The organism is Actinophytocola sp., from assembly GCF_035712165.1.
Classification (GTDB): domain Bacteria; phylum Actinomycetota; class Actinomycetes; order Mycobacteriales; family Pseudonocardiaceae; genus DASYTH01.
In genome coordinates, this window is record NZ_DASTBH010000562.1 from 12,371 (window position 1) to 33,306 (window position 20,936).

Here is a 20,936-nt window from a genome sequence, read left to right on the forward strand (position 1 = left end):
ACGGGCCGGGTTGACGAGCCGCGCCCAGCATGGTTTACTATCCCTGTTCCGCCCGACTACCCGAGGAAGTCATCATGTTGATCATCAAAGCGGAAAGCGCGCTTGAGAGGATCACCGTCTGGGGAGAGGTGCCCGAGCACCCGGACGTCCGCGACGTCAAGCCCAACGAGTGGAGCGCCAAGGCGATCCGGCCCATCAAGATCAAGGCCGTGTTCAACCGCGCCGACGGCGGCCCGTGGGAACTCGGCAAGATCACCCTGTTCGGCTTCGACGTGCTCAAGAGCGGCCGACCCAGCGACAACCCAAACTGCTACCACGACATGGAGGTCCCCGAGAAGGTCTACGCGTACAAGCGCGAGTTCTCCGAGGACCAGTTCGCGAAGACGGAGTGGGCGCGCGAATGGGCCGCCGTCCAGCTGGTCCGCATCAACGACGTGGCCGAGCGTGCCGACCTGGACAGCGACGTCGTCCTGGGCGAGCCGGTAGACCTCGATGAGCCGCAGCCCCGCCGGTTTCCCCTCGACTCGCCAGAACCGCGCGAGAACGGCCTGCGTGTGCGCTCCACGGTGAACGACGTGGTCTTCATCTACCAGGAAGAGGTCGGGCGCTGGCTGGCGACGACGGCCAGCGGCGGCGACGGCAACACCTACTCGTGGTCCGCGCTCAACGGCAGCTACTCCGAGTACGCCACCGGCGAGATGGTCGAGGTGCTGCTGTGACCACCGAGATCACCGCCGTGGAGCGGGTGGCCGCGTTCGTCGCGGCCTCCCGCAAGGCAGAGATGCCCGCCGTCCAGCTGCTCACCGACGACGTGGCCACCCTGGTCGGGCCGGACGTCCGGCTGCTGCACGCGGTCGCCGCCGCGCTGCTGCCGCACATGTCCGGCGGCGAGCAGGCCGACGAGGAGACCTTCCCCGACTACACCGAGGCCGACGCGCTCGCCGCCACCTTCGACGAGCGAACCCTGCACCGCCTGGTGCTGCTGTTCAACGAGGCGGGCGCCCGCGCCTACCTCGCGTACCGAGAGAAGCGCCGCGCGGCCAACATCGCCGAGATGCGCGCTCGTGAGGAGCAGAACGCATGACCGTCCCGACCCCCTCGAACCAGCTGCCGCCCGTCTCGCGGACCGGCGCCGAGATCGACGCCCGGATCACCAACCGGATCGAGAGGCTGGACGCCGAGGTCCGCATGGGCGCCAGCGCGGACCTGATCAACGGCACCCGGCCGAACAGCATGGTCGAAGCCGAGAACATGATCTTGCGGGCGCAGCGCGACCAGCTGATCGGCAAGGTCGAGGACCTGGCTGCCGAGCTGGCCCCGATGCAGCTGGCGCTCCGGACCCTGACCGCGCTGGTGCTGGTCACCTGCGGCGGCGAGGCCCAGTTCTCCGACGAGGACCTGGACAGGATCGCAAACGCGGGCGTCCAGTTCAGCCGCGACAGTCACGACAGCGGATGGTTCGTCGAATACGTCCAGCCCACTCAGGACTCAACCGGGAGGAAAGTGTGACCGAGGAGAAGCGCACACGCGTACTCGAACATGTCGGCGCGGTGAACCTGCACATCGACGTCACCACGGGCAGCATCGAAGTGCGCGCCAGCCGGGCCGAAGGAGACGTCGCCCAGGTCACCCTGGAGCCGGTGTTTCCCGGCGACGAGGTGGCCTTGGCGCTGATCGAGCGCGCCGAAATTCACATGTCGGGCAGCAACGTCCGGGTGATAGTGCCCGCGCCACCCGGCAGCGGCAGGCGGGTCGTTTACGGCAGCCACAACGTCGTCGTTGGCAACGTGATCGGCAACGTGGTCAGCGTGGGTGACGTGTACGGAGGCATCTTCGTCGGCGGCAACGGCGAAGTCCGCATCGGCAGCGTCGGCGGCGGCACCGTCCACATGGGCACCCCCGGCCAGGTGCGGGTCACCGCCATGGTCCCCTCGGACTCGCACGTCACCGGCAAGACCGTCGCGGGCGACATGAGCGTGTCCACCGACGGTGAGGCCGAGTTCGCCGAGGTGACCTTCACCTCCAAGAACGGCGACCTGCGCGCCGTGGGTGCCCGGCGCGTCAACGCGCACACCGTCGCGGGCGACATCACCGCCAGCGGCGCGCGATGGATGCAGGCGAACAGCGTCTCAGGTGACATCAGCGCCGAGTCCCTGGCGGGCGAGCTGAACGCCCGCAGCGTGTCCGGTGACATCGAGGTGTACGCGGTCGCCGACGGATCGGTGACAGCCAGCACGGTGTCCGGCGACGTCCGAGTGACCCGCTCCTCCGGCGTCAACGTCAGCGTGAACGCGGGCAGCGTCTCGGGGCGGGTGAGGACGTGAAACACGGGAGGACCTCGGCCGCCGGAACAGGTGCGGTGCACGCGCTGTCCACGATGGTGAGCACGGCGGGACTGCACCCGCCGCGCCAGTTCGGTGCACTGTGCGGCACCAGCTACACCTCCGAGCTGGTAGGGCCGGGCCGTTACCAGGGCCGCTGGAACTACACCGACGAGCCGGTCACCTGCCGCCGCTGCCTGGAGAAGCTGGAACGTCTCGCCGAGCAGGCGCTGCTCGACGAGCGCGCGATCTCAACCATGGCCGACGTCGCGGTGCACCGGCCCGGCTCCGGCTCGAACGCGCGCCCGGCGGACCCGGACAAGGTGCGCGCGTTCCGGCGCGCGTGGCCCGCGATGGGCCGGGCGGTCGCCGACCTGCTGCGTCACCGTGGCGTGCGGTTGGGCGAGGGCTGGACCGGCCCGACCCGGTTGGCCGGGGAGGTCTCGCGATGACGCGGTACGACGAGGACGCGATGCGGCGCCCGCACGGCGGGCGTCACCCGTTGGCGGGGCTGCCGCAGGAGCTGCTCGACGCGGCGCTGCGCGGCATCCGCCAGGCGGCCGACCTGATCGAGCCGGGCGAGGGCCAGGACCACGAGGCGGCCTACCTGGAGGTGATCGAGCCCATCCTGATCGAGCTGCGCGCGGCCGGATTCCTGGGCTCGCCGCTGTTCGTCGCCAGCCCGGCCAACTACGAAGTGCAGGAGGACGGCAGCGGCGAGCCGGTCACCGGCCAGGTGCTGGACCTGCACGACTGGCCGCACAGCGAGGACGTGACCGAGCTGCTGTTCGGGGCGCGCTCGATCCCGTGGGACAAGGCCGTGTGGGCGGCCAAGCAGTTGAACACCGATTACGCCATCGGCCCGGCCGCGTGGCGCAACCACCAGGAGAAGATCAAGGAAGGTGCGAAGTGACCGACGAGTGGAAGCCGCCCACGGTGGCGGACCTCATCGCCAAGCTGTCCACAATGGACCCCACACTCCCCGTGGTGCTCGCCGAAGACGAGGAGGGCAACGGCTTCGACACCTGGGGTGGCGACGTGGTGGAGTCGCTCTACGACACGGAATACAAGGAGACCTACCTGACCCCAGAGGCGTTCGCCGAGGACCAGGCCAAGGACAAGCCCCGCTTCACCGACGACGAGCCGCCGGAGATCGGCGGCTCCGTGCAACGTGTAGCCGTGGTGTGGCCCTGATGAAGATCACCGCACTGGCGGCGAGCCTGGCCGCACTGATCATGATGGTGGCGCCGTGGCACAGCGCGCCGACCGACACATCCCCGCTGGTGACGGTCCAGGCCGCTAGCGTCGCGGGCATGACGACACCTGTTGCCCCGGCCCCCGTGCCGGGCCAGTACCGCGCGTTCGGGCTGGACGGCGACCACTCCGGCTTCCCCACGGTGGTTCGGCTCGCCGACGGTCGCCTGCGCATGATGTGGCGACACGGCAGCGCGCACGCCTCGGCGGACGGGGAGATCCTGACCTCGGTCAGCACCGACAACGGCGACAGCTGGTCGACGCCCACCCACGTGACCGTCGACAACGGCGGGGATGTCCGCGACCCGCACCTGGGACCGTCGGGTCTGTCGGCCGTGGGCGGGGACGTGTTCCTGACCTACTTCGTGTCGGTGAACGGCGTCCCCTCGGGCGCCCGCGTGGCGCGCTCCACCGACGGCGGGGCGACGTTCGGGCCGTCGGTGCGGATCGACCCGAACATGCCGTACGCGGCGATCTCGGCGCCGGTGGTGAAGATCGGCGCCCGCCTGGTGACCGGCTTCTACGGCCGCAAGGTGGGCGAGACGACGGACTCGGCGTATGTGGCCTGGTCGGACAACAACGGCGCCAGCTGGTCGACGAACCGGGTGGCGATCGGCGACCCTGGCAGCAACAACCCGTTCCAGGAGCCCTGGGTGGTGGGGACGGGGAACACGGCGATCCTGATCATGCGGGACGGTTCGTGGAAGTCCCTGGCCGTGCGGTCGTGGGACATGGCGGCGAACGTGTGGTCGCCGATCTACCGCAACGTGCTGCCCAACGCGACGGGCAACAGCGCCAGCGTGTACGCCTCGAACGGCCGGATCTACACGGTGTACCGGGACACGGCGACGCGGGCGGCGAAGCTGGCCAGCTCGGGCGACAAGGGTGTGTCGTGGGTGGTGGAGCGCGAGTTGATGCCGATGCCTGCGGGTTCGACGGTGGACGCGGTGGGCAGCACGTATGCCCACCCGGTCGAGCTGGGGCCGGGGCGCATCTTCTGCCCGTTGGGCATGGAGCGGTCGCCCACCGACAGCAGGCTGTACCTCGGGTGGTTGTGACCCGGTAGACGTCCTGGGCGGGACGGGCGAGCCCCGATCGGTCGCAGCCGGTCGGGGCTCGTTTTTGGACGGAGGTTGACGAGCCGCTGTCAGGTCGGCTACACTTCGCTTGTTCCGCTCGAAGCCCAGGAGGTAGCCACCATGACCGAGACCACCACCCGCCCCCGCTGGATCGACGTTGCCGAGGCCGCGAGGATGCTGCGCCCGGTCCTGAAGGCGTGCTTCCCTGGCGTCAAGTTCTCGGTGCGGATCGACCGCTACTCGATGGGCGCCTCGATCGACGTGGCATGGACCGACGGCCCGACCGTCGAAGAGGTCGAGAACGCCGCCTACGGGTTCAACGGCGGCCGGTTCGAGGGCATGACCGACTGCTCCTACTCGGCCAACTCCTGGTACTGCCGCAAGCACGGCGCCCGCTCGGCCGAGACCTACGGCTGCGACATCGCCGAGAACAACGGCCCCACCAACTCGCGGTGCTGCGGCGACGTCGAGCTGGTGCACTTCGGCACGACCAGCGTGGGCACCCGGCGCGCCCTGTCGGAGGGCTTCACCTCCGTGCTGGCCGCCCAGGTCCGCAAGGAGTCCGGCCTTCCCGAGCAGGGCAGCCTCGATGACCTGCTGGTCGGCGGCCCGTACGCGTATGGCGACTTCGACACCGTGCGCGACGGCGTCTACCGCCTCTCGGTCAAGACCTCGCGCCCCTGACCTCCCCGCCGGGCTCGGGACTTCCGAGCCCGGCATCCCGTCTCCCTGGAGGAACCTTGAAGATCACCAAACTGGCCGCCGCGCTCGGCTCCGGCGTCGCCGCGCTCGCGGTCGTGCTGACCGCCTGCGACTCGACCGGCTACGCCGACGACACCAGCTACCACACCGAGGACTGCGACGCCGAGGACCTCGCCCACTTCGAAGACGACTGCGGCTACTGGGCCGCCGACGGCACGTTCGTCACCTGGTACTGGGTCGGACCCTACGGCGGATACCGCCCCGTCGGTTGGCACCCCTACATCCCGTACGGCGGCCACGTCGCGGGCCACGGCTACCGGCCGTCGAACGCGAACACCACGGCGAAGCCGACCCCGCAGCCGCGCCCCTCGGGTGCGCCCAAGCCGAGCAAGGCGGCGCCGACGGCGAGCGTGCCGAAGTACACGCCGCCGCCCGCCCCGCCGAAGAAGGCCACGCCGACCGGCGGCGGCTCGACGCCGCTGCCGAAGTACACCCCGCCGAAGTACACCCCACCCAAGCCGCGCTCGACGCGGTAGCGCGAGCCCCTGACGTCCCGAGGGAGAGAGATGACCAACAGCAACCCGAAGATCACCACGGAGATGATCGGCCCGGCCGAGGCCAAGGAGATCCTGGAGCACCACAACGCGCAAAACCGCGCCTTCAAGCGGAAGTCGATCAACCAGTACACCCGCGCCATGCGTCAGGGCGAGTGGACCTTCATCGGCGACCCCATCCGCTTCGACCGGGGCGGTGAACTGCTGGACGGCCAGAACCGCCTCGCCGCCGTGATCGAGTCCGGCATTCCCCAGACCTTCGTGGTCATCCGCAACCTGGAGCCGGACAGCCAACGCTACATGGACTCCGGGGTCAAGCGCAGCCCGGCGGACCAGCTGAAGATCGAGGGGGTGGCCCACCCCAACGAGGTCGCGCAGATCGCGGCGCTGGTGATGCACTGGAAAGGCAACGACCTGCCGGGCATGAACATCAAGTACTCGACGTTCGAGATCGTCGAGTTCGTCGAGGCCAACACGAACGCCGTGGAGGCCGCCGCCACGCACGCCCGCGCGCTGTACCACGCGACCAGGGCGTCCAAGGGGACCTCGGGCGCGGTCTACTTCATGGCCGCCGAGGCGGCCGGTGCCGAGACCGCCAGCGAGTTCTTCGGCCTGCTGACCAGTGGCGCCGGGCTCGACAACGGCTCGCCGGTGCTGCTGCTGCGGAACAAGTTGATCTACTGGGCGTCCACGAAGGCCCGCTCGCGCGAGCGCGCGGAGATCCTCTACTTCTACGTGCGCTGCTGGAACGGGTGGCGCAAGAACGAGAAGCTGGAGCGCTTGCAGCTGCCGCGCGACAGCCGGGGCGTGGTCACGATGGGCGACCTGCGGATGAGGGGCTGATCATGGAGAACCCCTACCAGGTGAGCAAGCGCGCCGCCGACACGCTCGGGCTGATCGGAGAGAACCGCCTCCAGTTCCGGCTGCACGCCGACGGCACGGTGCCGCCGTTCAACCGGCGCTGGCGCACCGTCGGCGGCCACGTCGGGTGGCATGAGGCGCTGCTGAAGTACGCCAACCGGTTCCTCGACGCGGGCCTGATCGACTACCTGCGTCCGGCGGGTACGCCGGTGGACCGGATCGACTCGGCCGGACAGGTGATCAACTGGTCGCCGGTGTTCCTCACCCGCGCGGGCGAGTACCTGCTGCGGCTGTGGATTCACCAGCCCTTCGAGGTGATCGAGGCGTCGGACATCGAGGGCTTGCTGGACCGGGCCGCCATCACGCTCTCGACCGCGTACGTGGAGGAGTCCGGCCTGCTGGAGGACCGCCGCGACCGGTACGCCGACCAGCTGCGCCCGCACGCCGAGCGGGTGCTGAACGAGCTGCTGGGGCGCTGATGGAGACCCAGCACACGGTGACGGCCCGCAGGCGGTGGCCGTGCGGCGACCGCCTCGGGCCGGGCTGCTCGGGCTGGATCGAGCCGGGGGAGGACTACCTGCGGGCGGTCGCCTTCCCCGGCGGCGAGATGAACCTGGAGGGCAGCAGGCCGTACGTGCTGCGCGTCTGCGCCTGCTGCGCGCACGGCCTGAACTCGGCGACCGCGCCGAGGATGCGCCGCCGGAGGAAGCGGTGACGGTCAAGCTGGGCGCGGCGCCTGAGAACCCCATCTCGGTGCGCCGCGCCCGGCGGCCCATCTGGGACGCGGGTCGGGTCACCTACATGTGGGAGTGCCGGATCTGCGGGCGGCGGGCTTACCACCGGTCAGACCGAATGGAGGACCGCTACCGGGCCACCATCGGCAAGGAGCCGGACCGGCATGCCCGCGAGCGCGCCACCGAGGGCGGCCTGCGGCACCTGCACCGCAAGCACACGCCGTGCACCTGCTGCTCGATCGACGGGCATTCACGATTCACGAATCACGAGGCGAGTTCATGATCAGCAAGCCAGAGGGTCTTGACAACAAGGTCGAAGCCACGCTCGTCGCCACCGTGCGCGATGACGACATGATCAAGCTGGCGCCAGGGGTGTACGTCCACGCCGACCTGTTCGCCGAGGTCCACCCCCTCGGCGGGGATCCCGAGCGGGCCAAGACGCTGAAGGCGTTGCGCACCGAGCTGGTCGAGGAACGCCTGGCCGCCGCGTCGGCGCGCAACAACACCACGATGGCCGAGCGCAAGGTGGGCGAGATCGCGGACACGCTCCGGCAACGCGAGCACGAGCTGGCCGAGCTGCGCCGCCAGCACCGGCTCGCCGTGTCGGCGCTGCACCACTTCCAGAACGCCGTCCTACCCGAGGAACGCAGCCCGCTGTTCGAGCAGCTGCTGGGCGCCGACGGCAAGGCGGGCTCGATCGCGGAACCGTGCAACGCGGTGTTCACCATCAACCGGCGCTACCCCGGCTGCGGGTGCGACGAGCCATGCTTGGAATCGGTGGCCGCCCACCCGTGCGCGCTGCGGCGCGGTCACCCGTTCGTGCTCGGCAAGGAGAAGCACCGGACGCTGTACGGCCGCGACTTCGACACCGACGAGTCCATGCTGATCGGTGAGGACGATGGCTGACCTGGAACCGATCGAGCGGCCCGACGGGCGGACCTACCGACCGCGCAAGATCGTTGCGTGGTCGTGGGAAGACGACACGGTTCATGGCTGGTCGGCTGGCGCGGTGGTGCTGGGGACGCATGACGTGGACCGGGCGCGCGTGTTGGCCGACTCCTCAATCAAGGCGTGGTTCGGGTCCGAGCTGTCAGCGGTCGAACCCGAGGTGGGCTGGTACCGGCTGGGCTACGAGTACGGCGAACAGATCTGGGCCGTAGATGAACGGCGCGGGCGAGCCGGGGTGTGGTTCACGGCGAAAGAGGTTGTCGAGCCTGGCTAGTCTGGGTGCAGCGGAGTGGCGCAGCTCGGTAGCGCGGCGGGCTCATAACCCGCAGGCCGCAGGTTCGAATCCTGTCTCCGCTACGGTCGCCGGTTCGAATCCGGTCCGCACCCTGTGGGGGCGGTAGCTCAGCCCGGCAGAGCAAGCGGCCCCGTCCTTCGCGGCGGGGTCGCCGGGCCGGAGTTGACGAACCGGTGAACCACCGGCTAGTCTACTGGCATGACGACGGACAAGGGCAACTTCCGCTACATCGGCACCACCAGCGACGTGGTGGAGTGCGAGAACTGCGGCAAGGCCGACCTGCGCTGCACCGTGATCATCATGCCGGTGGACGCTGAGGGCAACGACGACGGCGAGCCCTGCTACTACGGCTCCACCTGCGCGGCCCGCGCGCTCGGCGTTCGCGGTGGCGGCGCGGCCGTCCGCTCGGCCGCCACCGGCGCCCGACTCCAGACCCTGATGAACGCCCACGACGCGGTGCGCATGCTGAAGCTGTACGGCCTGCCTCTGTCCGGCGAGATGACCGACGACCAGCGCAAGACCGCCGTCCGCGCCTACGTCCGGTACAACTCTGGCGTCCAGGCCCGCATCGCGGAGCATGGCGGCACCGTCTCGGACATGGTGCGCGACATGCTGGCCCGCAAGCACGCCGCCATCGCCGAGGCCGTGCTGGTCGCGGGCGCGGGCTGGAAGGACGACAAGCAGCCTCTTGACTGGGGTTACCGTCCAGAGATCACGCGCTGCTGGGCTCAGGTCACCTGGGACGACGTGAAGGTTGACTAGCCGTCGGTTGACCGGCTATACTATCCTCATGACCACGACGACGCAGGCGCCCGCCATCTGCAAGCGCTGCCACCGCAAGCTCACCGACCCCCGCTCGGTCGCACGCGGCTACGGCCGCACCTGCGCCGCCAAGGTCGAGACCAAGGTGGCGGCCACCGTCGCCACCTTCAAGCAGCCCCAGGTCGACAAGGCCATGGCCCTCATCGCCTCCGGCGGCATCACCCCCTCCGGGGTTGACACCTTCTACGTCGTCAAGGGCACCAGCGCCATCCACCGCACCGACGCCACCCTGTGCACCTGCACCGCCGGACAGCACGGGCGGACCTGCTACCACCTGATCGCGGCCCGCGTCCTCGACGCGGTGGCCGCCGCCTGAACAGCGAGCTGACCATGTTCGTCGTCAACACGTCGCGCAAGCGCGGCGTCAGCGAGCGCCGCCGGGTGCTGCACCTGGCGGCCTGCCGGGTCGGCAACGGCCGGTACGCCGTGCCGATCGACGCGGCCGAGGTGCTGCGGCTGGCCGACGACAACGGCCGGGCCGTGGCGTGCAAGCTATGCAACCCGCTCGAACTCGCGTCCTACGTCGCCGACTCGACCTGATCAGGCGATCAGCCGCACCGTCGAGCCCGGCTTCACCCCGAGGTGAGGCAGCAGCTCGACGCCCGCCCACACCGACGCGTCCAGCCGGTCCGGCGAGTCCTTCGCCGAACCCGGCACCCACGAGGCCCACTGGTCCTCGACGTGCTTGAGCGTTCCAACCACGTGCACGCGGTGCTGCTCCCACATGCCCGCCATCGGCTCGGCTCGCGCCCGCTTGCCCACCGACGCGGTGACCTTGGTCAGGTGTGGCACCCGCAGCTTCGACTGCTCGGCGACCAGCTGCACCATCGTGTGCACCAGGTCGCCGCCCTGGTTGGTCTCGGCGGTGATCGCACCGGCCGCCCAGTCGTCGGACGCTTCGAGGGCTTTCTGCGCCCACGCGTACGGCGTCACCCGGCGGGAATAATCCTCCAGCAGGTACAGGTGCGGGGCGTTGGGCAGCGATGGCGGGGTGTTGGGCGGCTGCACCCAGTCGGTCGGGGCAGGGCCGAGCCCGGCGACGATGATGCCGCACTCGTCGGAGTCCTCGGTGTTGGTGACCGCCGGGTCCACCGCGCATACCACGCGCCACAGGTCCGGGGTCCGCTCGGCGGTAAGCCGGGTCTGCTCGATGATGTCGAGGGTGATCAGCGCGCCCGGCACGGCGCGCAACAGCTCGCCGTCCAGCTCCTGGCGGCCCAGGGTGGTGCCCGCGAACTCTTCCTCGATCTCGCGCAGCCAGTCGGCCGAGAGGTTCTTGGCGTTCTCGCGGGTGCCGCCGCGCGTGAGGTAGGTGTTGGCGGCCAGGCCGCCCGCGATCGAGCCGCCCGCGTCGCGGTGCGCGTCGAGTAGCTTGACGAGGATCTTGTTGCCGCGCGTCGGGGTGGTGGTGATGATGATGCGCGGGTCGCCGATGCGGGTGGCGAACTTGATGCCCTCGTTCCAGACCGTGAGGTCCTTCCACGAGCCCACCTCGTCGCACCAGACGCCCTTGAAGTTCCAGCCTCGGATGCGGGCGGGGGCGTCGGCCGAACCGAGCCGGATGCGGCTGCCGTTCTTCAGGTACAGCGTGTACTCGGACCGGTTGTAGTTGGCGACGTGCGGGCCGTCCTCGCCGCCCAGGGCCTTCAGCAGCCCGGAGGGGCCTTCCACGCAGATCAGCTTCGCGTCGCCGAGGGTGGGCGCCACGATGGCGTAGTCGCCGGGGTCGGCCAGCGCCCGCTCGGCGAGCCACCCGGCGCCGACGAACGTCTTGCCCCAGCCACGGCCCGCCATGATCAGCCAGTGCCGCCAGCGGCCGGGCGGGGGCAGCTGGGAGGTCCGCGCGGTGTTGCGCCAGGGCAGCGGCCGGGGGGGTTCGAGGTCGGTCAGGATCTGGCGCTGGATCCCGGCCCACACCTGGTCTTCCGGGTCGAACTCGGGGCCGATGTCGTCGAGGCTGCCCAGGTTGGCCCAGTCGGTGACGGTGCCGTTGGGGTTCTGGTCGAGCTGTTGGGCGATGGCCCAGAGTCCGGCCAGGCCCTCGTCGGACAGGTCGGCGAGCGGGTCAGTCACGGCCGGGCCAACCGGGGTGGGCGCGCCGGATGTCGGCGGCTACGGCGTGCTGGCGGCGCCGTTCGGTGCGGGTGAGCTGGCGGGCCAGGTGGTCGCGGTCGGCGGTGCCGACGCAGCGGCCGTCCCAGGTGTAGGCGATGCCGAGGGGGGCGGGCTGGCGGGGGACGACGAGGACGACGCCGTGTCGGCGGACGCGACGCCAGCGCCAGAGCTGGGCGAGGGCGAGCAGGCTACGAGTCCGCATGGTGGCCTCCGGTGAGCTTGGCACGTTCGGTCTCGGTGAGCGCGGGGCCTGCACGGTCGGGGGCGGCCACCTGGTAGCCCAGGGTGGTCCTGGCGGCGAGGATGGCGCGCTGGGCGGCGCGGCGGGCCTCGACTTCCCAGGGGATGCCCAGCTCGCCACACAGGGCCTTCAGGGCTTCGACGACGGTGCGGCCGTAGGAGCGCATGACGTCCACCTTCTGGGCCTCGATGCCCAGCCGGACGCCGTCCTTGATCAGCTTGGCGGCGCGGTCGCGTTCCTCGGCTTCGAGGGCGGCCAGTCCCCGTGTGGCCTCGGCGACTTCGTGGGTGTCGCCGAACCGGTCGACGTCGAGCTTGTGGCCGATCAGCGCGCCGATGCCCTCGGCCTCGTACTGCTGGGCGAGCAGGATGCCGTAGAACTCGGCGCGGGCGCAGGAGACGGCGACCAGGTGGGCGTACGCCTCTGCGAACTGGACGGGCCGGACGGCGGGGTCGCCGTAGCCGGGCAGGCGGTCGGCGAGGATGCGGGCGGCCTTGCGGTCGGCGGCCGAGCCCGCCGAGACGGGCGGCAGGGTGGGGTCGGCGGGGTCGGCCCAGGCTTGCGCGGGCCGGGCGCCCTTGGGCCACTCGGCTACCGGGTCGTGGTGCTGATCTTCCGCCATGCGCCCAGGGTAAGCGGCATGCGCGGATGCGCAGGGCAGGCTCGCGGAGGTACGCTCAGCGGGCCGGTTGTCCAGAGGTATGGGAAGGCCCCCCGTTGTCGAGGCGGGGGGCCTTCGTGCGCCCTGGGTCAGGCGGAGATGGCGGCGAGCAGGACGGCGACGTAGTCCACCTCGGGCTCGACGCCGGTCTCCATGAGCGCAAGCTGCGCGGAGTCGAACGCAATCTCGACGGCGGCGCTGGCGTCGGGGTGCCGGTTCTCCAGCTCCTCGATGAGCGCGGCGCGGGTCATGCGCTCGTGCTCGTCGGGGTTGGGCTTGGCGTCAACCAGGCGCAGCGCGCCGATGAGCAGCGCGTCCGGCTTGCCGGTCATGAACTCGGCGAACTTGGGGTGCATGGCGGTTCTCCCTTGATCGAGCGGAACACCGATAGCTTAGCCGGTGTCACAGCGGCTCGTCAATAGGAGAGTGGATACGCCACGGCCCCCGCACCGGGGATGGTCAGACGGGGGCCGCAACGCGAGGGTAAGTCACATCTGTTGAATGATCAACCAGGTAGACGTCAGGGACGAAAAGACCGGTTCCACAACCCGATGATCAGGAAGGTGCCGACCAGGGACAGCCCGGCCGCGATCAGCGCGCCCAGCATCAGCCGCACATGGCGGGGAGGTGGAACGTCCCCAGCTCGCGGCCCGATGGCCCCGCCTCGATCTTGGGCAGGCTGACCCCGTCGAACGCGGCGGCTACCCCGCCCTCCAGGCCGATCGTGTCCGCCTCGGGGTCGACGTCGGCCACGGTGGTCTCGTGGCAAAGCTTCGAGCACACCTCGGGGTTCGGGTCGCCGTCCGGGTTCTCGATCACCAGATGCACCAGGTCGCCGGGCTTGAGCAGCGCGAGAGTCGTCGTCATGGCCACATCGTAGGGCTAGTCGTAGGTCTTGTCCTTCGCGCTGGCCCGCTTGCGCTTGCCGGGCTTGTCGGCGACGACTGGACGGTGGGGCTCAGGTCGCTTGTGCGGGGATGGCGAGTCCAGGTCGAACTCCTCGCCCCAGCCGTCCACGATCGCGCCCGTGGGATCGAGCAGGGCGGCGCCCAGGGCCATCGGGCCACTGGGCCACAGCGGCAGGCCGCGCTCGGTCAGGGCCGCGTCCTGGTTGAAGACCTTACGGGCGTGGGATTCGTTGTCGCCGTGAACGAAGGTCAGGCGGCCGTGGGTGGACTCGATCACGATCACCCAGGGGGCACCCTTGGGCATGCCAGGCCGGAAGTACGGCGAGCCGAGCGACCGCGACGGAGCCGAGCGCGGCCGGGGCGGATGGACGCGGGCGCCGGTGGCAGTGGCGCGGCGGGCGTAGGCGCCTCGGCGGGCGCCGCCGCCGAGTTCGGGCTGGCCGACGTCGCCGCTCTCGATCCGCTCGTGCCAGCCGTTGACCAGGCGGCGGGCGCATGCGGCGTGCACCGGGATGTACTCGCCGGTAGGCATGCGCCACCAGTGGATGGCCGAGTGGTCGCAGACCGTGCACCCGGCGGTCAGGCCGTACTCCAGGTGCTCGGCGATGTCGGCGGTGTTGACCGCGAGGCGGCCGTGTTCGTTCAGAGGCGGCTCGGGCAACAGCATCAGCGCAGACCTTCCTCGATTAGCGCTCGCAGAGCGGCGAGCCGGTCGGTGTCCTCGGTGGCCATGTGCGCGACCACGGGGTTGCTGTCGGAGAACTCGATGCCGGACAGGGTGGGGTAGAGGTCGGCGTTACTCCGGGCGGCCCGGAGGACCCCGGCGAGGATGTCGAGGTCCGGCGGCACGTCGCCGGACTGGCCGCCCGCCGACCAGAAGCCGTTGACGAAGCCGAGCACGGCGGCCTCGCGGATCAACCGCTCGGTGTGGTGGCTGATCTTCACAGCGCGCTCGCCGGGTCGTCGAGGACCTCCAGGGCACGGGCCAAGGTGATCGTGCTGTCGGAGCGGCCGACCCAGGGGGCGCGGGCGACGCCGAGGATCGGAGTGGACTGCGTGGAGGTGAGGGTGAGGAAGACGTGCTGGTCGTAGGTGGGGCTCGGCCAGCGGGCGCGGATGTGGACGCCGTGGAAGTTCGAGGTGCGCTGGTGGATCTCGGGGGTGTCCAGGCCGCGCCTGCTGAACCGGATGGACAGGCCGTAGGCGGGGACGGGCTGCCACAGCGCGTTGGGGTTGAGGTAGTAACGCTTCATGCCCTCGATGAGTGCGGCGCGCTTGCCGGACAGCCGGGCGGGGACGGGGGCGACGGTGTGTTGCAGCATGGCGAGCCTTTCAGTGAGGTGAGATGAGGAGAGACCGCAGCCCCGCGCGGGGGGATTCGCGCGGGGCTGCGGGGGTGGGTGCTCAGACCCACGGGCGACCGTCCATCTGGACGGAGGCGACGCCGACCTTGGCGAGGCGGTTGGCCTCGTCGAGGTCTTCGGCGTAGTCCCAGCCTTCCTGGTCGCGGACCTCGGCGTGGATGTGCTCGTGGCCTGCTTCGCAGGTCCAGCCACGTCCGTCGGGGAGTTCCCAGGCGAGTGCGCCGCACTCGACGATCTGGGCGTCCACGATGTCCTCGATCTCTTCGACCCAGTGGGCGGGGATCTCAATCAACCAGTTGCAGATCTCGGCATCGGGGTCGAGGTAGCAGCGGCGCACGTTGTCGACGGTGGCGTGGGTGCCGGTCGTGCCGTTGTGGCGGGCGCGGTTGCCGCAGGTGATCGCAGCCATTGGGGGCCTCATCTCTGTGGAGTTGTATCGGGCGGAACATGGATAGCTTAGCCGTGTTCCGCCCGGCTCGTCAACCCCTGAAGTCGAAGACGTCCCCGTGCTTCTTGTGCAGCTCGTCGATGATCTTGTCGGCCGCGTCCAACTCCTCTTCGGAGACGCGGGGCAGGGCGGCGGGGCAGGCGGTGTTGATCACTAGGTACTCCTCGGGCTGGTTGCGGAACGTAGTTATCGTAGCCGTTTCGTCAACGGCTAGTCAATCTCTACATCGCTCGCCGAGGGCTTCCTGTTTCCTGTTGGCCTAGGAAACAATCAACCGGTTTCGAGACGGCTCGTCATTCGCTGGAATAGCTACATGACCTGCACGTTCTGCGACATCGCCACCGGGACCGGCCCCGCCACCATCGTCGCCGAGTGGCCCGACACTATCGCGATCTTCCCCCGCGAACGCGGCGGCAAGCGCGGGTGCACGGAGGGTCACATCCTGGTCATCCCGCGCGTGCACGTTCGCGACGCCGCCGACCAGCCGCTGGTCACCGCGATCACCATGGCCCGCGCCGCCGAGCTGGCCAAGCGGCTCGGCTACGCCGACTGCAACATCATCACCAACCAGGGCGCGGTCGCCACCCAGACCGTCTTCCACCTGCACGTGCACCTGGTGCCCCGCCGTGCGGGCGACGGACTGGCGTTGCCCTGGAGTGCGGCGGCGTGAGCGCCTACGCGGCGGCGGGCTCCGGCCTGCGCGACCATGCCCGGTAGTTGCGGATGTAGATCACGGTGAAGCCGGTGATGGAGATCAGGAAGCCCCAGTTGCGGGTGAGCAGCATGAAGCAGATCCAGCCCACCTGGGCGACCATGCCGACCACCCAGGCGGCGCGGCGCTTGCGTCCGGCCAGCTCGGCGTTGGTCAGGGCCAGCGCGGCGAGGGCGAAGGACAGCAGCTGCTCGATTGCCATGAGCCAAGGCTGCCAGCTCGGGCGCGGGCAGAGTACGCCGTGCGGCGGGGCTGGAGCGTGCCATCTGGCACAGAAGGCCGACGGCCCCGGCTCGATCGAGCCGGGGCCGTCAGGCGGGGTAGGCCGGAGCCGTTGCGCGGCCGGGCCGGGGGGCACGTTACCGCTCAGCGCGCGTCGCGCGACCCCGCCCACCCCTACCGGCGATCCTCTACTGAGCGCCTCGTCAGGCAGCCTCGCCGCCGGATGTCACCCGCGAACGTAGTGGACGCAGCCTGCGGTGAAGCATTTGCCCTCGCTGTTGGCGGGGTGGTCGTTGCCGCACTTCTTGCGGCTGGCAGTGCTCATGCCCTCGCGGGGCGGGGTTCCGGCGCCGGTGCCGCCCTTGCGGTGTTGCCACGCCTTCTTGGGCGGGTCCGGCTTCTTGGGCGGGTCCGGCTTCTTCTCGTCCTTGCTGTCGTTGCCCTTTCTCCCCACAGTGTCCTCCCAGTTGGTTACCTACTGACGATTCACTTCCAGCCACGCCACCGTGGCCCGGCCGCGCTCGCGCATGGTGCCGAGGCCCTGATGGCAGAAGCAGGTCCCAGCGACGTGCCCGAACACACCGAGCACCAGGCACTCACGATGCACCGGGGCATCGGTGGACAGCGGGCGCCCATCGTCGCCCGCGCGGGCGTGCGGGACGAGCAGACCCTGGTCGCCCTCGGCCACCAGCTCGCCACACTCCAGACACGGCTTGCCGACCGGGGCGGCCACCTGCTCGGCGTCGGCAATGAACGGCGCGCCCCAGGGCTCGCCAAAGAACCGATTCACGATCTCCTCCTCGGCCTGCCGTCCATGCGAGGACGTTCCGCGTGCGGCTTGAGGGTCCGCCGCCACGGGATCTTGTCCGGGAACCGCTGGTCGATGCAGATGTCGCCCGCCTCGACGCCACATCGCGGACAGGCCGCATAGCGGTGCCAGTACCGGTTGAGGGCCTCGCTGCGGTGGTCGATCACCTGCGCGCGGTCCTGCTGACGTCGTAGCCGTCCCGGCTGACCTGCTCGACGGGGATGCCGTTGGCCAGGCAGAGCGCGGCGCGCTGGTCGTCCATGCTGGCGCGCAGGTCCCAGTAGGCCACGGGGTCAGAGGACCGCAACGGGCCGGACGCCGGGTGCATACGGCTGGCCAGGGTGGACATGGCGCACTTGGCGGCGATGGCAGCCCGCCGGTTGTAGCCGGGGCGCCGGATGTGCCCGAGCTGGATGCGGCGCACGGTGATCCGCTGGCCGGGCTCGGCCCAGTCGCCCGGCAGAGTCTCGACCTCCACCAGGGCCTCGTCGGGGACGCACAGCGCGGCATGGCCGCCGAGCACGACGACCTCGGCGTTGGTGGGGTTGCGGTGGCCATGCTCGTCGGGCCGGTCGGGACCGTAGGCCATGGCGGTCGTCTCGGTCATCGGGTGCCCTGCCCAACGGGTTCGGGGTCGGGGATGCGTTCGTGGTCGCCGTCCCAGCCACCGCCGCCTCCGTCGCGGCAGTACGCGCACCAGGGGGCGAACAAGAAGTGGCGCCAGGTGCTCCAGCACATGGCCGTGAAGCCGAGGTCAAGCGGGATGTAGAGCAGGGTCACGCCGGTGACGTGGACGGCGGTGTTGGTGACGATCACCCCGGCGATCAGGCAGCCCCAGGTGAGCGAGGGCTGCTCGTCGAGGCGGTGGGAGAACCAGAAGGTCCACAGCTGCCGGTCGGCGACATCCTGCGGGGTGTGGCCGCGTGCGCGGTCGCACCGCTGGCAGTCGTGTTCTGGCAGCACGGTGTGGGTCAGGGACAGGAACATCAGGATCGCGGCGATGAAGCAGGCCGGGCTGGTGTACGGGTAGAGCGCGTCGATGTGCAGCCAGGACGGCACGGAGAGCACGAGGGTCAGGGCGGCCAGCGCGGGCAAGGAGTGGCCGAAGCGGGCCACGCCGTCCAGTACGCGGCGCTGCGGGTGGTCAGCGGTCGCCACGGCCGCGCAGCTTTCCGGCGAAGGTCTCGAAGACGTCGGCGACAGCGCCGGTGATCTCGCCCCAGGCGGCGGCGGCGCGCTCGTGGGAGCTGGCGGCGTCGGCGACCTTCTCGACGATCTTGGGGTCGGCGTTGTCGGCGGCCCACTCGGCGAGGCGGCCGTGCACCGGGCAGTCGAACTTCAGCACGGTCTCGCCCTCACCGTTGGTGCACCTGCCACAGGAACGCAGCGGGCCGGTGGTGCGGTCGTCGTCGAAGGCGCGGGTGTCGGTCACTAGATCAACTCTCCTCGGAACATCTCGGGATGGGCGTCGATGACAGCCTGCCCTGCGGCATGCATAGCCTCGGCGACCAGGGCGACCGCGTAATCGGAGTACAGGCTGGTGTTCGGGTCGGCCTCGGCCGCCGCGCGCTGCTCGGGCGTCCAGTGCTCGTAGTCGGCGGTGAGGATGGCGAACGACAGCTCGCGGTGGTCCCCGCTCACGAGTCACCCTCGGCTTGCCGGGCGCGCTGGGCCTGCTGCTCAATCAGGCTGAGGTCCAACGGGCGCTCGCCGATGTACTGCTGGCACGAGCAGGGGCGGTAGCGGTCCTGCGCCACGCTGTAGTCGCTGGCCTTGCAGGCGCCGGTTGTGGGGTCATGCAGGGACAGGTGGTGCCTGCACCCGCACACGTAGGAGGGGCTGCCGGTCCTGGAAGCGCGACGCGACCGGCCGACCCTGCCGAACAGGTAGCCCAGGACGAGGATGGCCGCGCCGACCGCGAGGCTGGCCGGGTCCATCAGGCCAGCCCGAGCACGCTGCCGACGGCGTGCGCCGCGCTCGCGGCGACGTCGGCAACGAAGTGCAGGGTGGTGACCACGGAGTCGACGACGATGCCGCGCGTGACCGGCAGGGTCAGCAGGACCGCGACGAGCACGGTGCCCGCGAGCATGGCGGCCTTCTCGGCGGTGGTGACGGCGGGCGGGGCGGCGAGGGCGGTCTGCGCATTGCTCATGCCGCGTAGCTTAGCCGCGTGATCACCGGCTTGTCAACTAGGTGTCGGCCCCGGTCTGTCGAGCACGCCTCGCGCTGCGAGGAAGTGGAGGGCGGGCGGCGCTGCCGGGGCCGACAGAGCACAGCCTAGCCGGTCTCGTGGCGGCTACGCGACACCAAGCACAGCGCGTTAGGTCACGGCACTCTGCGTAGCTCCGGCAAATCAGCGCTTTAAATTACTACCAAGATCATGTCTCATCCGGATAACAATGTTGGTAACGATACTCTGGGTGAGTCAAGCAGGTCATGCGTGGTCGGCATGCATCATGGGCCAGTCAAGCCCGGTTGACGAGCCGTCCGATACCCCCGGGGGGTATTTTCGGCCATTCGTGGACACCCTTCCCTATCAAGCGTGTCCATGCATCCTCGCGTTTCCGCAGGTCGGTATGCATGTGGTCAGGGCGCCAATGCATGGTTGTCCAGCTTGACCGGCTCTGACCTGCGGGTTCATCCGAGTGGACTGGACACCCTGGGGTGCTGATTCAGCCATGACTCAAACGCTTGATGCATGATGCTTGATGCAGGTCATGTCTTTCATGCTTGGTTCAGTACCCTTTCCGCAGATCAGACCAGATCAAGCAGTCATGCATCATGGGTCATGTCGAAATTTCGACCCTGGCGTGACCGGACCACCCCCTATAAGGGCACGGTTTCGACCCCTCGGCGGCCCCTGCGGCGGCCCCGGCTCGGCGGGCGGGAAAAGCCACAGTAGGAGGCTTGTTACCGGCCGGTACATGCATCTGTCCACAAAGGTCATGGGTCTGAGTCAAGCTGGACAACCATGCACTGGAGGGTGTCCCACATGCATGCGCGACCTGGGGATGTACCCGATTTTCTGGACACCCTTGTCTGATGTTGGTGACCAACATAAATCACAGCCCATGACTGTCCATGCATGACGCTTGACTGCGGAGCGCAGTCAGTACCGGCTTGCCAATCTCCAAGCCTTTGGTGCATGATCTGCGGCATGACGGTTGATCACCAGGCCCTGGGGTTCGCGCTGACGACCCCGGACGTGGCCGACATCCTCGACAAGAACGAGCAGGAGGTGCGCGACCTGGTGCGCGCCGGAGTGCTGCCCACTCTGATCAAGCGCGAGCCCGGCGAGCCCATGCGCATGTGGTTCCACCCGGACGACGTGAGCGGCGTCGAGGTCCGCATGCGCAACGCGGCCCAGGCGAACGGCCTACTGGTGGACGAGCGCAACCGCCTGCGCGTGCAGGCCGCGCTGCGGGCCTACCTGAATGCTGTGCCCCCGACGGCCTCGTACGACCGCGCCCTACTCGACAACGCCCCGCTGCTGGGCAAGACCCGCCAGCGTGCCGAGGTCGTGCACGTGCGCGCCGAGGCGGTGGCCTCGTTCGGCTCATCGCTGGACAACGTGCCGGTGACGGTGTCGATGGCGACGCAGGCCCTGGAGTTCCTGGGGGCGGTCCGGGTGCGCGGGGTGACCGCGCTGGCCGAGCCGGGCAGGCAGCGGTGGGGTGTGTGGTTCCGCCTGCCGCCCGGCTTCGCGGTGGGTGATGACGATGAGCCCGAGGTGGTCGCGGGCATGGTCGACGGGGCGTTCGAGCCGGGCGACACGGTGACCCGCCGGGGCGCGGGTGCGCCGCATGTGGCGGGGCCGCTGCTGGGGTTGGATGACCTCGACGACGACCCCATTGACTAGCCGCGCACCCAACGGCTAGCCTTACCGC

At 69.8% G+C, this 20,936-nt stretch carries 41 protein-coding genes and 1 tRNA gene; 22 read left to right on the top strand and 20 right to left on the bottom strand.

Translation table 11 applies throughout. From position 1 onward, the window contains the following. Positions 1-74 precede the first annotated feature (74 nt). The 20 genes from VFO68_RS32150 (at position 75) to VFO68_RS32245 (ending at position 10,110) form a co-directional block, all read left to right on the top strand. On the top strand, positions 75-719 hold the full coding sequence (locus VFO68_RS32150; RefSeq protein WP_325162188.1) for a hypothetical protein: 645 nt from the start codon (positions 75-77) through the stop codon (positions 717-719). Further along, positions 716-1,084: a hypothetical protein gene (locus VFO68_RS32155; protein ID WP_325162189.1), complete on the top strand. Its 369-nt coding sequence runs from the start codon at positions 716-718 to the stop codon at positions 1,082-1,084. The genes VFO68_RS32150 and VFO68_RS32155 overlap by 4 nt, the downstream gene beginning before the upstream one ends. Continuing rightward, a complete protein-coding gene (locus VFO68_RS32160) occupies positions 1,081-1,509 on the top strand; it encodes a hypothetical protein (RefSeq protein WP_325162190.1) in 429 nt (142 codons plus the stop codon). Before VFO68_RS32155 ends, VFO68_RS32160 begins: the two co-directional genes overlap by 4 nt. Continuing rightward, positions 1,506-2,324, top strand: a complete 819-nt coding sequence (locus tag VFO68_RS32165; protein ID WP_325162191.1) for a DUF4097 family beta strand repeat-containing protein — start codon at positions 1,506-1,508, stop codon at positions 2,322-2,324. The genes VFO68_RS32160 and VFO68_RS32165 overlap by 4 nt, the downstream gene beginning before the upstream one ends. Continuing rightward, positions 2,321-2,773 (top strand): hypothetical protein, encoded by a 453-nt coding sequence (locus VFO68_RS32170; protein ID WP_325162192.1) that lies wholly within the window; start codon positions 2,321-2,323, stop codon positions 2,771-2,773. The genes VFO68_RS32165 and VFO68_RS32170 overlap by 4 nt, the downstream gene beginning before the upstream one ends. Next, positions 2,770-3,234 carry a hypothetical protein gene (locus VFO68_RS32175; RefSeq protein ID WP_325162193.1) on the top strand — a complete coding sequence of 155 codons (465 nt, stop codon included), beginning with the start codon at positions 2,770-2,772 and terminating at the stop codon, positions 3,232-3,234. The genes VFO68_RS32170 and VFO68_RS32175 overlap by 4 nt, the downstream gene beginning before the upstream one ends. Next, positions 3,231-3,515 (top strand): hypothetical protein, encoded by a 285-nt coding sequence (locus tag VFO68_RS32180; RefSeq protein ID WP_325162194.1) that lies wholly within the window; start codon positions 3,231-3,233, stop codon positions 3,513-3,515. Before VFO68_RS32175 ends, VFO68_RS32180 begins: the two co-directional genes overlap by 4 nt. Continuing rightward, positions 3,515-4,633 (top strand): exo-alpha-sialidase, encoded by a 1,119-nt coding sequence (locus tag VFO68_RS32185; RefSeq protein WP_325162195.1) that lies wholly within the window; start codon positions 3,515-3,517, stop codon positions 4,631-4,633. The genes VFO68_RS32180 and VFO68_RS32185 overlap by 1 nt, the downstream gene beginning before the upstream one ends. Before the next feature lie 141 nt (positions 4,634-4,774). Continuing rightward, positions 4,775-5,338, top strand: coding sequence for an LPD29 domain-containing protein (locus VFO68_RS32190; RefSeq protein ID WP_325162196.1), 564 nt, complete (start codon positions 4,775-4,777; stop codon positions 5,336-5,338). Between the two features lie 56 nt (positions 5,339-5,394). Continuing rightward, positions 5,395-5,892: a hypothetical protein gene (locus VFO68_RS32195; RefSeq protein WP_325162197.1), complete on the top strand. Its 498-nt coding sequence runs from the start codon at positions 5,395-5,397 to the stop codon at positions 5,890-5,892. A gap of 30 nt (positions 5,893-5,922) precedes the next feature. Continuing rightward, positions 5,923-6,753: a hypothetical protein gene (locus VFO68_RS32200; protein ID WP_325162198.1), complete on the top strand. Its 831-nt coding sequence runs from the start codon at positions 5,923-5,925 to the stop codon at positions 6,751-6,753. A gap of 2 nt (positions 6,754-6,755) precedes the next feature. Continuing rightward, positions 6,756-7,250, top strand: coding sequence for a hypothetical protein (locus tag VFO68_RS32205; protein ID WP_325162199.1), 495 nt, complete (start codon positions 6,756-6,758; stop codon positions 7,248-7,250). Beyond that, entirely contained in the window at positions 7,250-7,486 is a 237-nt protein-coding gene (locus VFO68_RS32210) for a hypothetical protein (protein WP_325162200.1), read from the top strand. The genes VFO68_RS32205 and VFO68_RS32210 overlap by 1 nt, the downstream gene beginning before the upstream one ends. Next, a complete protein-coding gene (locus VFO68_RS32215) occupies positions 7,483-7,788 on the top strand; it encodes a hypothetical protein (RefSeq protein WP_325162201.1) in 306 nt (101 codons plus the stop codon). Before VFO68_RS32210 ends, VFO68_RS32215 begins: the two co-directional genes overlap by 4 nt. Beyond that, the gene (locus VFO68_RS32220) at positions 7,785-8,411 is read left to right on the top strand and encodes a hypothetical protein (protein WP_325162202.1); all 627 of its coding nucleotides are present in this window, start codon (positions 7,785-7,787) and stop codon (positions 8,409-8,411) included. The genes VFO68_RS32215 and VFO68_RS32220 overlap by 4 nt, the downstream gene beginning before the upstream one ends. Beyond that, complete coding sequence (locus tag VFO68_RS32225; RefSeq protein WP_325162203.1) at positions 8,404-8,727, top strand: hypothetical protein; 324 nt, start codon at positions 8,404-8,406, stop codon at positions 8,725-8,727. The genes VFO68_RS32220 and VFO68_RS32225 overlap by 8 nt, the downstream gene beginning before the upstream one ends. A 9-nt stretch (positions 8,728-8,736) precedes the next feature. Continuing rightward, a tRNA-Met gene (locus VFO68_RS32230) sits at positions 8,737-8,810 on the top strand. 136 nt (positions 8,811-8,946) lie between these two features. After that, on the top strand, positions 8,947-9,510 hold the full coding sequence (locus VFO68_RS32235) for a hypothetical protein (RefSeq protein WP_325162204.1): 564 nt from the start codon (positions 8,947-8,949) through the stop codon (positions 9,508-9,510). A 28-nt stretch (positions 9,511-9,538) separates the two neighbouring features. Continuing rightward, positions 9,539-9,886, top strand: coding sequence for a DUF6011 domain-containing protein (locus VFO68_RS32240; RefSeq protein ID WP_325162205.1), 348 nt, complete (start codon positions 9,539-9,541; stop codon positions 9,884-9,886). Positions 9,887-9,900: 14 nt separating this feature from the next. Further along, on the top strand, positions 9,901-10,110 hold the full coding sequence (locus VFO68_RS32245) for a DUF6233 domain-containing protein (protein WP_325162206.1): 210 nt from the start codon (positions 9,901-9,903) through the stop codon (positions 10,108-10,110). On the opposite strand, the gene VFO68_RS32250 is transcribed toward VFO68_RS32245, so the two are convergent. From VFO68_RS32250 to VFO68_RS32295, 10 genes are all read right to left on the bottom strand, one after another. Beyond that, positions 10,111-11,643: a terminase large subunit domain-containing protein gene (locus VFO68_RS32250; RefSeq protein ID WP_325162207.1), complete on the bottom strand. Its 1,533-nt coding sequence runs from the start codon at positions 11,641-11,643 to the stop codon at positions 10,111-10,113. Beyond that, positions 11,636-11,887, bottom strand: coding sequence for a hypothetical protein (locus VFO68_RS32255; protein WP_325162208.1), 252 nt, complete (start codon positions 11,885-11,887; stop codon positions 11,636-11,638). The genes VFO68_RS32250 and VFO68_RS32255 overlap by 8 nt, the downstream gene beginning before the upstream one ends. Next, positions 11,874-12,548 (bottom strand): hypothetical protein, encoded by a 675-nt coding sequence (locus tag VFO68_RS32260; protein ID WP_325162209.1) that lies wholly within the window; start codon positions 12,546-12,548, stop codon positions 11,874-11,876. The genes VFO68_RS32255 and VFO68_RS32260 overlap by 14 nt, the downstream gene beginning before the upstream one ends. Before the next feature lie 128 nt (positions 12,549-12,676). Then, on the bottom strand, positions 12,677-12,943 hold the full coding sequence (locus VFO68_RS32265; protein WP_325162210.1) for a hypothetical protein: 267 nt from the start codon (positions 12,941-12,943) through the stop codon (positions 12,677-12,679). A 250-nt stretch (positions 12,944-13,193) separates the two neighbouring features. Continuing rightward, positions 13,194-13,454: a hypothetical protein gene (locus VFO68_RS32270; RefSeq protein WP_325162211.1), complete on the bottom strand. Its 261-nt coding sequence runs from the start codon at positions 13,452-13,454 to the stop codon at positions 13,194-13,196. A gap of 15 nt (positions 13,455-13,469) precedes the next feature. Next, positions 13,470-14,162, bottom strand: a complete 693-nt coding sequence (locus VFO68_RS32275; protein ID WP_325162212.1) for a hypothetical protein — start codon at positions 14,160-14,162, stop codon at positions 13,470-13,472. Further along, on the bottom strand, positions 14,162-14,440 hold the full coding sequence (locus VFO68_RS32280) for a hypothetical protein (RefSeq protein ID WP_325162213.1): 279 nt from the start codon (positions 14,438-14,440) through the stop codon (positions 14,162-14,164). Before VFO68_RS32280 ends, VFO68_RS32275 begins: the two co-directional genes overlap by 1 nt. Then, a complete protein-coding gene (locus VFO68_RS32285; protein WP_325162214.1) occupies positions 14,437-14,817 on the bottom strand; it encodes a hypothetical protein in 381 nt (126 codons plus the stop codon). The genes VFO68_RS32280 and VFO68_RS32285 overlap by 4 nt, the downstream gene beginning before the upstream one ends. Positions 14,818-14,899: 82 nt before the next feature. Then, positions 14,900-15,268, bottom strand: coding sequence for a hypothetical protein (locus VFO68_RS32290; protein WP_325162215.1), 369 nt, complete (start codon positions 15,266-15,268; stop codon positions 14,900-14,902). 70 nt (positions 15,269-15,338) lie between these two features. Next, positions 15,339-15,461: a hypothetical protein gene (locus VFO68_RS32295; RefSeq protein ID WP_325162216.1), complete on the bottom strand. Its 123-nt coding sequence runs from the start codon at positions 15,459-15,461 to the stop codon at positions 15,339-15,341. Between the two features lie 159 nt (positions 15,462-15,620). Between VFO68_RS32295 and VFO68_RS32300 the strand changes: the two genes are divergently transcribed. Continuing rightward, entirely contained in the window at positions 15,621-15,977 is a 357-nt protein-coding gene (locus VFO68_RS32300; RefSeq protein WP_325162217.1) for an HIT family protein, read from the top strand. A 4-nt stretch (positions 15,978-15,981) separates the two neighbouring features. Here VFO68_RS32300 and VFO68_RS32305 read toward each other — a convergent pair whose 3' ends face one another. The 10 genes from VFO68_RS32305 to VFO68_RS32350 all read right to left on the bottom strand — a co-directional run bounded on the left by VFO68_RS32305 (position 15,982) and on the right by VFO68_RS32350 (position 19,201). Then, complete coding sequence (locus VFO68_RS32305) at positions 15,982-16,221, bottom strand: hypothetical protein (RefSeq protein ID WP_325162218.1); 240 nt, start codon at positions 16,219-16,221, stop codon at positions 15,982-15,984. 246 nt (positions 16,222-16,467) lie between these two features. After that, positions 16,468-16,695, bottom strand: coding sequence for a hypothetical protein (locus tag VFO68_RS32310; protein WP_325162219.1), 228 nt, complete (start codon positions 16,693-16,695; stop codon positions 16,468-16,470). Between the two features lie 21 nt (positions 16,696-16,716). Then, positions 16,717-17,031, bottom strand: coding sequence for a hypothetical protein (locus VFO68_RS32315; RefSeq protein ID WP_325162220.1), 315 nt, complete (start codon positions 17,029-17,031; stop codon positions 16,717-16,719). Beyond that, positions 17,028-17,216, bottom strand: a complete 189-nt coding sequence (locus tag VFO68_RS32320) for a hypothetical protein (RefSeq protein ID WP_325162221.1) — start codon at positions 17,214-17,216, stop codon at positions 17,028-17,030. The genes VFO68_RS32315 and VFO68_RS32320 overlap by 4 nt, the downstream gene beginning before the upstream one ends. Beyond that, positions 17,213-17,656, bottom strand: a complete 444-nt coding sequence (locus tag VFO68_RS32325) for a hypothetical protein (protein ID WP_325162222.1) — start codon at positions 17,654-17,656, stop codon at positions 17,213-17,215. Before VFO68_RS32325 ends, VFO68_RS32320 begins: the two co-directional genes overlap by 4 nt. Beyond that, on the bottom strand, positions 17,653-18,207 hold the full coding sequence (locus tag VFO68_RS32330; RefSeq protein ID WP_325162223.1) for a hypothetical protein: 555 nt from the start codon (positions 18,205-18,207) through the stop codon (positions 17,653-17,655). Before VFO68_RS32330 ends, VFO68_RS32325 begins: the two co-directional genes overlap by 4 nt. Continuing rightward, entirely contained in the window at positions 18,194-18,481 is a 288-nt protein-coding gene (locus VFO68_RS32335; protein ID WP_325162224.1) for a hypothetical protein, read from the bottom strand. Before VFO68_RS32335 ends, VFO68_RS32330 begins: the two co-directional genes overlap by 14 nt. Continuing rightward, positions 18,481-18,690: a hypothetical protein gene (locus VFO68_RS32340; RefSeq protein ID WP_325162225.1), complete on the bottom strand. Its 210-nt coding sequence runs from the start codon at positions 18,688-18,690 to the stop codon at positions 18,481-18,483. Before VFO68_RS32340 ends, VFO68_RS32335 begins: the two co-directional genes overlap by 1 nt. After that, positions 18,687-18,986 (bottom strand): hypothetical protein, encoded by a 300-nt coding sequence (locus VFO68_RS32345; protein ID WP_325162226.1) that lies wholly within the window; start codon positions 18,984-18,986, stop codon positions 18,687-18,689. Before VFO68_RS32345 ends, VFO68_RS32340 begins: the two co-directional genes overlap by 4 nt. Next, a complete protein-coding gene (locus VFO68_RS32350; RefSeq protein ID WP_325162227.1) occupies positions 18,986-19,201 on the bottom strand; it encodes a hypothetical protein in 216 nt (71 codons plus the stop codon). The genes VFO68_RS32345 and VFO68_RS32350 overlap by 1 nt, the downstream gene beginning before the upstream one ends. 1,005 nt (positions 19,202-20,206) lie before the next feature. Between VFO68_RS32350 and VFO68_RS32355 the strand changes: the two genes are divergently transcribed. Next, complete coding sequence (locus VFO68_RS32355; protein ID WP_325162228.1) at positions 20,207-20,908, top strand: hypothetical protein; 702 nt, start codon at positions 20,207-20,209, stop codon at positions 20,906-20,908. Positions 20,909-20,936: the final 28 nt, after the last annotated feature.